Below are 12,150 nucleotides of genomic sequence, written 5' to 3'. Positions count from 1 at the left end.
AACCGAGCTTTGTAAAACCCAGTTTCGCGCATTATTGTGCACACATTGCGCAGTTGGAGGTTGAGTGGATCGGTACACCCGCTGGAATGCGCTGCTGGAGCTGCTGACGGACACCGGCCGCATCACCGTGGAGGACGCGGCCGAGCGGCTCGACGTGTCCCAGGCGACCATCCGGCGCGACTTCGACCAGCTCGCCCAGCAGCAGATGATCACCCGGACGCGGGGCGGGGCGGTGGCCAACGGCGTGTCCTACGATCTGCCGCTGCGGTACAAGACGGCAAAGCACTCGGCGGAGAAGCAGCGCATCGGCCTTGCCGCCGCGGCCCTCGTCAGCCCCGGCATGGTGGTCGGGCTCAACGGGGGCACCACCACGACCGAGGTCGCCCGCGCGCTGGCCGTGCGGCCCGAGCTCAACTCGACCACCGACGGCGCCCAGCTGACCGTCGTCACCAACGCGCTGAACATCGCCAACGAGCTACTGGTCCGCTCGCGCATGAAGGTCGTGGTGACCGGGGGCGTCGTGCGGCCGCAATCGTTCGAGCTCGTCGGCCCGCTGGGCGGGGGCATCCTGCGGGAGGTCACGCTCGATCTCGCGCTGCTCGGCGTCGACGCGATCGACATGCAGCTCGGCGCGGCCGCCCATCACGAGGGCGAGGCCGCGATGAACTCGCTCATGGTCGCACGGGCCAAACGTGTCGTCATCATCGCCGACTCGTCCAAACTCGGCAGCCACGCGTTCGCCCGCATCTGCCCGGTGGAGCGGGTCGAAACGCTGGTCACCGACTCGACCGCCGACCCGGAGCAGGTGGCCGCCTTCCGCGCCGCCGGCATCAAAGTGATAGTCGCGTAGGGCATAAGTCGCGCAGGGGCATAAGTCGCGCAGGGTTTAACCCTGTTCCGGCGAAGCCGTGCTCTTGCGGCCGGCAATTCCGGCTCGGAGATGTCGGCCTTCGGCCGCCACACCGCCACCCGGAAAATTCGGCAGGTTGGGTTGATCACGAAGCTGCCACCCAACCTGCTGCGAAAAGAAGGGCGGCCTGACAGCGGTTGTGCATACTCTGTATGGTGCCCGCATGAGTTCCGTACTCGAGATCAATGGCCTACGCAAGACATATAGATCGCGCGGTGGCCCCAGACGCGCCCTCGACAGCTTCGACATGCACGTCGAAGCCGGTCAGGTGCACGGATTCCTCGGTCCCAACGGGTCCGGCAAGACCACGACGCTGCGCACGCTGCTTGGCCTGATCCGTGCGGACGGCGGTGAGATGCGCGTGTTCGGGCAGGAGCTGCCCGCCGCGCTGCCGCAGGTGATCCACCAGCTGGGCGCGATCGTCGAGAGCCCGCAGTTCTTCGGCAACTTCACGGCGCGCGACACGCTCTCGCTGCTGTGCGACGCGGGCAACCTCCCGCAGTCGCGTGTGGACTGGGCGTTCGAGCTGGTGGGGCTGCGCGAGCGGGCCAAGGAGCGGGTCAAGACCTATTCGCTGGGCATGAAGCAGCGCCTGGCGGTCGCGTCGGCGCTGCTGAAGCAGCCGCGCCTGCTGATCCTTGACGAGCCGGCCAACGGGCTCGACCCGGGCGGCATCCGCGAGATGCGCGAGATGATGGCGACCCTGTCCGCGGGCGGCATGACCGTGGTGCTTTCGAGCCACATCCTGAGCGAGATTCAGATCATCTGTGACCACGTGACCATCATTTCGCTGGGCCGGCGCGTCGCCGCCGGACCGGTGTCGGAGGTGCTCGCGGCGTACTCGACCGGGCAGGTGCGAGTGGCGTTTGAGACCCCGGCCGACCTGGAGGCGGCCGGGCAGGTGCTCAGCGCCGCAGGCATCGGGTACCAGAAGAATAATGGCCATCTGCTGGTGTCGGGTGTGGACAAGCCCGCCTCGATCTCCCGGATGCTGGCCGAGCGGCAGCTGTACGTCTCCGAGCTCACGCCGGTGGGCGCCGACCTGGAGAGCGTGTTCCTTGAGCTGACCGGCACGGCGCCGGTGCCGGGGCAGCACCGTCCGGTCGATCAGAGCGTCAAGGTTTCCAGCGAGGCGAACGAGGCCAACCCGGCGGGAGCGCAAGCATGAGTCTGGTCAAGGCGGAAAACCGCCGTCTGTTCAAGCGCCGCATGACCAAATGGTCGCTGGTGATCGGCGTGCTCATCCTGGCCGCGATCTTCGCGGGCATCTTTTTCAGCCACCAAAAATCCACGCCGCAGGCGATCGCGGCGGCGGAGGCCCAGGCCGAGCAGCAATACCAGCAGGCGATCAAAGACTGGGAGACGCGGGACAAGGCGCTGTGTGAGAGCTCCGGACGCCCTGCCGAGACGTGCGTGCCGCCGCAGCGGGAGTGGTTCCAAGGCGAGCATCTCCTGCCGCCGAGCTTCAGCTTCAAGGGGGCCTTCGGTGATTTGCTGATCATCTGGGCGGCCATCATGGCGATGATCGCGTTCCTGATCGGAGCGACGTTCGTCGGGGCCGAATGGAGCTCCGGAGCGATGATGAACCTGCTGACGTGGCGTCCCAAGCGAATGAGTGTGTTGGGTACCAAGCTCGGCGTGCTGCTGGGCGGGATGACCATCGTGGGCGTGGTGACCTTCGCGCTGTGGACCGGCGGGCTGTGGCTCACCGGGCAGTATCGCGGCGACACCAACGGCATGACGAGCGGGACGTGGCAATCGTTCGGGCTGTCCGGGTTGCGCGGCATCGGGATGATCCTGTTGTTCGCCACGCTCGGCTTCACGATCGCCTCGATCGGCCGGCACACGGCGCTGGCGATGGGTCTTGCCATCGGTGTCATCGTGGTCGGGCAGATCGGCCTGAGCATCGTGCTGCAGATCGCGCGGGTGGCATACGCCGAGCAATACCTCATCCCGGTGCACATGACCGCCTGGCTCAACAAGCAGATCACGCTGACCGACTATTCCGGAAGCGTCTCGTGCGGGCCGAACGGGTGTGACGCGCCGCAGAAGGTCCTGACCTACACCGACTCCGGACTGCTCGGCCTCGGCCTGGCGCTGGTCATCGCCGCCATCGCGTTCTGGTCGATCCGTCGGCGCGACATCGCATAGCCGGCTGTCTAGATTGGACGCGGCCCCGGACATCGTCCGGGGCCGTCCCCACCCGCCGCGCCGATCATGAACTCAAGTCCATTCTCGACGGCGTGTCGTGTCCGCAAGTTCATGGTCAACTTTGGTCTTGAAAGGCGCTACCCCCATGGCCGATATTTCGAGACGGTTCTTTCTGCGGCACCTGCGCAGCACGCCCACCAGTTGGGTGCGCCATCACGTGCGTGGGCAGGTCAAGCGCGAGGGCGTGGGGCTGTCGTTCTGGTACCGCCCGCTGACCGCGGTGCTCAGCGAGGTCCCGGTGGACGACCGGGAACTGCCACTGCTGTTTCACGCGCGCACCAGCGATTTCACCGACGTGACCGTGCAAGCGACTGTCACGTATAGGATCGCGTCGCCCGAGCAGGCGTCGTCCAGATTGGACTTCTCCATCCATCCCCACACGGGCGCCGCCCGCGCCCGCCCGCTGGACCAGATTGCCTCCCTACTTGCCGAGCTGGCCCAGCAACCGGCGCTCGACCTGCTGGCCAGATTGCCGCTCGCCGAGGCGCTCACCGCTGGAATTTCTCCGGTACGGGAAGCGGTCTCCGCCGCGCTCGCCGCCGACGCCCGCCTGACCGACCTGGGCGTGGCCGTGGTCAGCGCGCGGGTCGTGGCGATCCGGCCGGAGCCGGAGCTCGAACGGGCGCTGCAAACCCCGACGCGCGAGTCCGTGCAGGCCGAGGCCGACCGGGCCACCTATGCCCGGCGCGCGCAGGCGGTCGAGCAGGAGCGGGCCATCGCCGAAAACGAGCTGCAAAACAAGATCGAGCTGGCGCGGCGGGAGCAGCAGCTGGTCGAACAGCATGGCACGAACACGCGCAGGCAGGCCGAGCTCGACGCGGCCGCGCAGCTGGCGACCGCCCAGGGCGAGGCCGAGCGGGAGCGGGTGCTCGCCGACGCCAAGGCCAACGGCGTGCGCGTCATCGGCCTCGCCGAGGCCGACAAGGAGGTCGCGCGGGTGGGCGCCTATCGCGATCTGCCGCCGGGTGTGCTGCAGGCGCTCACGGTGCAGCGGTTCGCGGGGCGGCTGCCCGACATCCAGGCGCTGACCATCACGCCCGATGTGCTGAGCCAGCTGCTGGCGAAGCTGGCCGGGGCGCGCACGCCCGATGAGTAGCACGCTCGCGCCGCGGGTGGTGGTCGTGTCCCGGCGCAGCGAGCTCAGCGAGCTGCTCGACCGGCACGGGACGCGCGGTGCGGCCGCGTATTTCCTTCGTCAGCGAAATCGCGGGCTGGAGGAGGTACAAGAAAGGCATGACGCTCTTGAAAATGCTCTGACACAGGCCAGCGCGGCCATTCCGGCGAACTGGCGGCGCGGCGGCGTCGACCGGGATGACCTTCCGCGTTTCCTGTTCGGCCCGGAGGACATCGTGGTGGCGGTCGGGCAGGACGGGCTCGTCGCGAACGCCGCGAAGTACCTGTCCGGCCAGCCGGTGATCGGCGTCGATCCCGAGCCGGGTCGCAACGCCGGTGTGCTCGTGCGTGTGACGGCCGCTTCGATAGGCAAGGTGCTCGCGGCGGTCGCGGCGGGACGGGCAGCTCACGAGCGGCGCACGATGGCCGCGGCCACGCTCGACGACGGGCAGCGATTGATCGGGCTCAACGAGATCTACTTCGGGCACGGCTCGCATCAGTCCGCGCGGTACTCGCTGTCCACACCGGAGGGACGGCGCGAGCGGCATTCGTCTTCGGGCGTGGTTGTCGGGACGGGCACGGGCGCGACCGGTTGGTGCGCCTCCATTTCGCGGGAGCGGATGGGGCCGCCGGAGTTGCCCGCGCCGACGGCGGCTCAGCTGTGCTGGTTTGTGCGGGAGGCCTGGCCATCGCCCGCGACGGGGGCGAGCCTGACGGCGGGCCTGCTGGCCGAGGGACAGTCGCTTGAACTGGTGAGCGAGGGCGAGCAGCTGGTCTGCTTCGCCGACGGCATCGAGACCGACCGGCTCACGCCGGCCTGGGGCCAGCGGGTGTCGATCTGTGTCGCAGAACAAAGCCTCAACCTCGTCACGGGGGTTCATTGATCTGATGAAGGCCAATAGACTCGTTTAACGTGGACAAGGCGCTTCGTCATGGGATCCCCTCGCCTCGGCGGGAGGTCGACGACGACGTCGATAGCGACCTTTCGCCCGACGAGGTCGTGTCGCCCGACGAGGTCGCCGACGCTCCTGCGCCTCCCTCGTTGACAGATCGCGAGCTGGAGATCCTGGCGTTCGAGAAGCAGTCGTGGCGGCACGCCGGCGCCAAGGAGCAGGCCATCCGCGACCGGTTCGACCTGTCCGCGACGCGCTACTACCAGCTGCTCAACGCGCTGCTGGACAATCCGCTGGCGCTGGAGCACGAGCCGGTCCTCGTCGGGCGGTTGCGCCGGCTGCGCGGCAGCCGGGCCCGAGCCCGCAGCCGCAGATAATCCCTGCCGCGGTTGTGCGCGGACCGCTCCGCGGCCGACCACAACCGCGCCACGAGCACGGCTTGGCCTAAACGGAGCTCTGTTCGGGGCCGCGATGGGTGGGCAGCGCTCGACGCGGGATAGCTGAAAGTTGGCTGAAACAGGGATTTCCTTGGAGGGAAGTGACGTAGGGGCGTCGTACTGTTGCCATCATGCGCAAACGGCGGTGGGTTTCTCTGCTTGTGGCGGTCGCGGTGCTCGCGGGCGTCGTGACCTGGGCTCTGTGGCCCGCCGACCCCGGTTACACGTCGCATGACGAGCGCCTCAGCGTCAACGGCGTCACCCTGGACACCCGGCTCTACCTGCCCAAGACCTCCGAAAAGGTGCCGGCCCTCCTGCTCGGCCATGGTTTCGGGGGTACCAAAGAAAGCGTCGCGGAGGATGCGAAGGAGTTCGCCGGCCGGGGCTATGCGGTCCTGACCTGGACGGCCCGGGGTTTCGGAGCGAGCACCGGACAGATCCACCTCAACTCGCCCGAGCACGAGGTGCGCGACGCGCAGGGGCTGCTCGACTGGCTGGCGACCCGGCCGGAGGTGCGGCTCGACGGCTCGGGCGACCCGCGCGTGGGCGTGATGGGCGGGTCCTACGGTGGCGCCCTCGCCCTGCTGCTCGCCGGGCAGGACCAGCGAGTCGACGCGATCGTGCCGATGATCACGTGGAACGACCTGGGCAACTCGCTGTTTACCGGCGGCGTGTTCAAGAAGTCGTGGGCGGGCATCTTCTTCAGCGCCGGCATCTCGCGCGGTCTGCCGGCCGGTGGTGGTGGCCTGCTGGCGCGCGGTGCCGCGGAGCAACCGGTGCCCGGCAATCCCCAATGTGGACGATGGGCGCGCGACATCTGCGAGACCTATTTGCGCGTTGCCGAGTCGGGCACGCTCGACGACACGGCCAAGGCACTGCTTGCCACGCGCAGCCCGGCCGGCACGCTGAGCCGGATCAAGGCTCCCACGCTGCTCGTGCAGGGCGAGGCCGACTCGCTGTTCCCGCTGTCCGAGGCCGATGCCAACGCCAAGGGCATCACCGGGGCCAACGTGCGCGTCGCGTGGTTCACCGGCGGCCACGACGGCGGCACGGGCCCGACCTCAGACCAAAACCGGGTAAAGTTCCTTACGCTGCAATGGTTTGACCACTACGTGAAGGGCGCGGGTGAGGCGCCGTCGGGCAGCTTCACCTACTCCAGCATCGCCGGGCTCGACCCGCTGGAGCGGGGCAGCCTGGCGACCGGCTTTTCCTACGACGATTACCCGGGGCTTGGCGGCGTCGACACGGCAAGCGTGCCGATCGCCGGTCCGCCGCAGGCGATCGCCAACCCGCCCAACGGCACGCCGGCCGCCATCTCGTCGCTGCCGCAGGCGGGCGCGCTGTCGTCGGTGCTCAACGGCGTGACCGCCGACCTGCCCGGCCAGCACGGCAACTGGGTCTCCGAACCGTTGCGCGGCAGCCACAACGTCGTCGGCTCGCCGACCGTGCACATCCGGGCGGCATCGCCCACGGGCGAGGCGGTGCTGTTCGTCAAGCTTTATGTCGTCGACCAAAACAATCAGCCCTCGCTGAGCAACGGGCTGATCGCGCCGGTCCGGCTGACCGGGCTGCCGGCAGATATCGCGCAGGCCCAGCCGGTGACCGTCACGCTGCCCGCGATCGTGCGCAACATCGAAGACGGGCACCGGTTGCGGGTCGTGATCGCCACGTCCGACCAGTCCTATCTGGGTCCGGCGCAGCCGATGGTCTACACGGTGGCGGCCGATGGCGCGGTCACGCTGCCCATCGTGCCGCCTGTGCCCATCGCGACGGCCGACGCGTTCTGGCTCTATCTGCTCATAGGTCTGGTCGCGCTGCTCGCGGTCGGGGCGATCGTGGGCGTCGTGCTGGCCCGCATGCGCCTGCGCCGTCGGGATAGGACGGTTGTGGCCGAGCACGCCGACACGCCGCTGCACGTGCGCGGGCTGCGCAAGACCTACGGCAGCTTCGTGGCGGTCGAGCGGATCGACTTCACTGTCCAACGTGGACAGGTGGTCGGGCTGCTCGGGCCCAACGGTGCGGGCAAGACGACGAGCCTGCGTGTGCTCATGGGCCTGACCCAGGCGACAGCGGGCGATGTGCTCATCTTCGGGCAGCGGCTGGCGCCCGGCGCGCCCGTGCTGTCGCGCATCGGCGCGCTCGTGGAGGGGCCCGGGTTCCTGCCCCACCTCACCGGCGAGCAAAACCTGCGGGCCTACTGGAAGGCGACCGGCCGGCCGTGGCAAGACGCCAAGTTCGAGCAGGCGCTGGAGATTGCCGGGCTGGGCGACGCCATCGGGCGGCGCGTCAAGGATTACAGCCACGGCATGAAGCAGCGGCTCGCGGTGGCACAGGCCATGCTCGGGCTACCCGAGTTGCTCGTGCTCGACGAGCCCACGGACGGGCTCGATCCGCCGCAGATCGCGGAGATGCGGCGGGTGTTGCAGCGCTACGCGACCGACGGGCGAGCGGTGCTGGTGTCCAGCCACCTGCTGGCCGAGGTCGAGCAGACGTGCACCCACGTGGTGGTGATGCACAAGGGCGTGGTTGTCGCGTCCGGGCGGGTCGACGAGATTGTCGGGGACACGCCGACGACGGTGTTCGACGTGTCCGATGTGGACCTGGCGCAGAAGACGCTGGACCGGTTCGACGGCGTGACCTACGCGCTCGACGGCAGCCGCTCGCTGGTGGTCGAGCTCGGCGAGCTCAGCCGGGCCGAGGCGATCGCGTCGCTGGTGCAGGCCGGTGTCGGGATCGACCGGGTGACACCGCGGCGGCGGCTGGAAGACGCGTTCCTGGCCCTGGTGGGCACCTCGACGGCGGGAAGTGGAGACCGATGAACGGCGCTGCGCAGGGTTACAGTCCAACCAGGACACTGTCGTTCGCGAGTGAGTTCGTGCGGCAGTGGCGACGGCGGCGCACCCAGCTGGCCCTCGGCTTCATGGTGCTGCTGCCGGTCGTGCTGCTGATCGCGTTCGAGATCGGCGGCGAAGGGGACGACGACAACGGCAACGGGGCGTTCGCGTCCATCATTGATGTGGCGGTCGTCGGCGGGCTCAACTTCGCCCTGTTCACCGTGTTCGTGTCGTCGTCGTTCCTGCTCGTGGTCATCTTCGCGCTGTTCCACGGCGACACGATCGCGTCCGAGGCCAGCTGGGGGAGCCTGCGATATCTGCTCGCGATCCCGGTGCCGCGTGGGCGCCTGCTGAGCATCAAACTCGCCGTGGCGCTCACCTATTCGCTGCTGGCTGTCATCACGCTCACCGGCACCGCGCTGGCGCTCGGCACGCTGCGCTACGGCTGGAATCCCCTGCAGTCGGGGGTCTCGGCCGACGTGCCCACGGGCGAAGGGGTGCTGCGGCTGCTCGGTGTCGTGGGCTACCTGTCGGTGACGCTGCTCGTGGTGGCGGGCATCGCCTTCCTGCTGTCCGTGCTCACCGATGCCCCGCTGGGCGCGGTCGGCGGCGCCGTGCTGCTGTTCATCGTGTCCAGCATTCTCGACCAGATCACGGCGCTTGGCGAGCTGCGCAACTTCCTTCCCACCCACTTCGTGCGGGCCTACCTCGGCCTGCTCAGCTCGCCGGTGCAGTTCGACGGCATCGTCAAGGGCGCCATCTCGGCGATCTGTTACGCCACCCTGTTCTGGGGCATCGCGTACTGGCGCTTCACCCGCAAGGACGTCACCAGCTGAGACACGGCACCACGCGCGAGCGGATCACCGCCGGGGACGAGCAGATCACGCCGATGTATCGGCATGCCCCGTTCCGCCTCGTCCCACGCCTGGCGGATGGCCTCCAAGCTGCGCTGCTGCTGCATGTGTGCGCTTGCTCTGGTGTGGTTCAGCCGGTACCGGTGGCCGCGCGCCGTGCCGACGAGAGTCCAGATTGGACCGTCGCCCGTTTACACGATTCTTACGTCACGCAATTGCCGGCCTTACCGTCCGGGACGACCCTCATCGAGCGAGTCGTTCAACCGGACCTCGAGCCTCACTCGCGGGCCGCCCCCTCTGAGCGGAGGCGACAGGTCCGTCCCCTCCCCACAGGGCTGTGTGGGGCTGGTCTCACACCATGGGAGCCGGCCCCACATGGTGATCTCGCGTGTGTAAAGTGAGCGGCACAACCGAATACTGCCTCATCCAGAGGAGCTGAGGGAACGGCCCGTTGAAGCTCCGGCAACCACCTTTTTCATAGGGCTGGTGCCAATTCCGACCGGACGGCGTTTGTCCGGAAAGATGAGAGGAATCTTCATGTCGCTTGCTGTCTCCTCCCCGCTCGGCCTCAACTCGCCCGCGCTCGGGCTGGAGTGTCGCGGCTGCGGCGCCCGCTTCCCGATCGCCGCGCAGCATGCCTGTTTCGAGTGTTTCGGCCCGCTGGAGGTCTTCTACGACCGCGAGGCGCTGGCCACGGTCACCCGCGAGCAGATCGAGGCGGGCCCGAAAAACATCTGGCGTTACGCCGGCCTGCTGCCCGCCGGCCAGGATGAGGCCCAGCGCGTGACGCTCAACCCGGGGTTCACGCCGCTGGTCAAGGCCGACGCGCTGGCGGCCGAGATCGGCCTGCGCGCCCCGCTGTGGGTGAAGGACGATTCGGCCAACCCGACCCACTCGTTCAAGGACCGGGTCGTGTCGGTCGCCCTCACCGCGGCCAAGGCGCTCGGCTTCACCCGCTATGCCTGCGCCTCCACCGGCAACCTGGCCAACTCGGTGGCCGCGCATGCCGCCCGTGCCGGTGCTCCCTCCATCGTCTTCATCCCGTACGATCTCGAGCCCGGCAAGGTCGTGATGACCGCGGTCTACGGTGGCGATCTGGTCGCGATCGAAGGCTCATACGACGATGTCAACCGCCTCTGCTCCGAGCTCGTCGAGACCGACGACTTCGAGGACACGGCCTTCGTCAACGTCAACGTCCGGCCGTACTACGCCGAGGGCTCCAAGACGCTGGGCTATGAGGTGGCCGAGCAGCTCGGCTGGCGGATCCCGGCCCAGGTGGTGATCCCGATGGCCTCCGGCGAGCTGCTCACAAAGATCGACAAGGCGTTCGAGGAGCTGGTCGCGGGCGGTCTGGCCGTGGCGCCCGAGGGTGGCTGGCGCGTGTTCGGCGCGCAGTCCGAGGGCTGCAACCCGATCGCGACCGCGCTGCACCGCGGGTCCGACGAGATCGTGCCGGTGAAGCCGACCGGCATCGCCAAGTCGCTCAATATCGGCGACCCGGCGGCGGGCATCTACGCGCTGGAGTCCGTGCGGCGCACAGGCGGCTGGATGGACTACGCCAACGACGACGAGATCCGCGACGGCATCGGGCTGCTGGCCCGCACCACGGGTGTCTTCGCCGAGACGGCGGGCGGCGTGACCACCGCCGTGGCCGCCAAGCTCATCGCGAGCGGCAAACTCGACCCGCAGCTGGAGACCGTGATCTACAACACGGGTGACGGATTGAAGACTCTCGACGCGGTCGCCGGTCAGGCCGGCCCGACCTATCGCGTGAAGCCGTCCCTGCGCGCCGCCCGCGAGGCCGGCCTGGTCTCGTAGCCGGGCTCGTAATTCGGGTGCGCCCGGCTGCCGCGCCCGGCACTCTGGCGGGTATGCAGCTCGACTTCACCCGCGTTTCCGGCGACGACCACGCGGCCATTGACGCGTGGTGTGACGTCATGCGGCAGGTTCGCGATCACGACCTGCCGCTGTGGCGTGACACCACGCCCGACATGGCGCGCGGGTTCCTCACCGTGACGTTCCCGGATCAGGACGTCGAGGGCTATCTCGCGTGGCGCGCGGGCCAACCGGTCGGGCGCATCGTGTTCGAGATCCCGACCATGGAGAACCTCGATAACATCCATCTAGACCTCTGGGTGGCACCGTCCGCGCGCCGTCAGGGCATCGGCCGCCGGATGCACGAATTCGCCCTGCGGCGTGCGGCCGAGCTTGGCCGCAAGCGCATGCTGGGCTGGACGCTGTGGGACCTGCCCGGCATCCCGGCGCCCAACCTCGACGGGGCCCGCTTCGCCGAGTCGCTGGGCTATTCCACCGCGCTCGTCGATGTCGTGCGGCGGCTCGACCTGTCCGCCGTGGACGACGCCGCGCTCGATGCCGTGGCCGCCGCAGCACGGTCCAAAGCCGACGGTTACCGCCTCGTGAGCTGGACCGACCCACACCCGGCGGAGCATGTCCACGATCTGGCCCGGCTCTTCGCGCGCCTGACGGCCGACGCACCGCACGGCAGTCTCCAGCTGGAGGAGGCGCGGGTCGACCCGGACCGCATGCTGGCCTTCCAAGCGGCCAACCGGGCGCGCGACCAGATCGGCTACCACACGGGCGCGGTGCACGAGGCGTCCGGCCGGATGGTCGCGTGGACCGCGTTCAGCAAGGACGGCACGCTGGACTGGCACGCGTTCCAGCAGATCACGGTCGTGGATCCGGATCACCGCGGCCGTCGGCTCGGCGCGCTGATCAAGGTGGAAAACCTGCGCCACCTCCGCGCCGCCCAGCCCGGCATCCGGGCCATCGACACGTTCAACGCGGACGAAAACCGGTACATGATCTCCATAAATGAGGAGCTGGGCTTCCGCCCGCTCTACGCCTTCCAAAACTGGCAGCGCGAAATCTAAGGATTGC

General features: G+C 68.6%; 10 protein-coding genes and 1 riboswitch. All 10 genes read left to right on the top strand.

What is annotated here, in order from left to right:
• Positions 1 to 64: 64 nt before the first annotated feature.
• Complete coding sequence (locus DM816_RS08970; protein WP_117209686.1) at positions 65 to 850, top strand: DeoR/GlpR family DNA-binding transcription regulator; 786 nt, start codon at positions 65 to 67, stop codon at positions 848 to 850.
• A gap of 223 nt (positions 851 to 1,073) precedes the next feature.
• Complete coding sequence (locus DM816_RS08965) at positions 1,074 to 2,078, top strand: ABC transporter ATP-binding protein (protein ID WP_117209685.1); 1,005 nt, start codon at positions 1,074 to 1,076, stop codon at positions 2,076 to 2,078.
• Positions 2,075 to 3,061 carry an ABC transporter permease subunit gene (locus DM816_RS08960; RefSeq protein ID WP_117209684.1) on the top strand — a complete coding sequence of 329 codons (987 nt, stop codon included), beginning with the start codon at positions 2,075 to 2,077 and terminating at the stop codon, positions 3,059 to 3,061. Before DM816_RS08965 ends, DM816_RS08960 begins: the two co-directional genes overlap by 4 nt.
• 145 nt (positions 3,062 to 3,206) lie before the next feature.
• Entirely contained in the window at positions 3,207 to 4,217 is a 1,011-nt protein-coding gene (locus tag DM816_RS08955; protein ID WP_117209683.1) for an SPFH domain-containing protein, read from the top strand.
• Positions 4,210 to 5,118: a diacylglycerol kinase catalytic domain-containing protein gene (locus DM816_RS08950; protein ID WP_117209682.1), complete on the top strand. Its 909-nt coding sequence runs from the start codon at positions 4,210 to 4,212 to the stop codon at positions 5,116 to 5,118. The genes DM816_RS08955 and DM816_RS08950 overlap by 8 nt, the downstream gene beginning before the upstream one ends.
• A gap of 29 nt (positions 5,119 to 5,147) precedes the next feature.
• Positions 5,148 to 5,504: a DUF3263 domain-containing protein gene (locus DM816_RS08945; RefSeq protein ID WP_246001737.1), complete on the top strand. Its 357-nt coding sequence runs from the start codon at positions 5,148 to 5,150 to the stop codon at positions 5,502 to 5,504.
• Between the two features lie 191 nt (positions 5,505 to 5,695).
• Entirely contained in the window at positions 5,696 to 8,383 is a 2,688-nt protein-coding gene (locus DM816_RS08940) for a CocE/NonD family hydrolase (protein ID WP_117209680.1), read from the top strand.
• Entirely contained in the window at positions 8,380 to 9,234 is an 855-nt protein-coding gene (locus tag DM816_RS08935; RefSeq protein ID WP_117209679.1) for an ABC transporter permease, read from the top strand. Before DM816_RS08940 ends, DM816_RS08935 begins: the two co-directional genes overlap by 4 nt.
• Positions 9,235 to 9,671: 437 nt before the next feature.
• Positions 9,672 to 9,781, top strand: a riboswitch (SAM riboswitch).
• 8 nt (positions 9,782 to 9,789) lie between these two features.
• Positions 9,790 to 11,070, top strand: coding sequence for a threonine synthase (thrC, locus tag DM816_RS08930; RefSeq protein WP_117209678.1), 1,281 nt, complete (start codon positions 9,790 to 9,792; stop codon positions 11,068 to 11,070).
• A 53-nt stretch (positions 11,071 to 11,123) separates the two neighbouring features.
• Positions 11,124 to 12,143, top strand: coding sequence for a GNAT family N-acetyltransferase (locus tag DM816_RS08925; protein WP_117209677.1), 1,020 nt, complete (start codon positions 11,124 to 11,126; stop codon positions 12,141 to 12,143).
• The last annotated feature ends 7 nt before the right edge of the window (positions 12,144 to 12,150 follow it).

Origin of the sequence: Allorhizocola rhizosphaerae (assembly GCF_003426775.1) — a bacterium.
Classification (GTDB): domain Bacteria; phylum Actinomycetota; class Actinomycetes; order Mycobacteriales; family Micromonosporaceae; genus Allorhizocola; species Allorhizocola rhizosphaerae.
The sequence above is the reverse complement of the archived record's forward strand: the minus strand, read 5'-3'. Positions and strand labels throughout refer to the sequence as shown.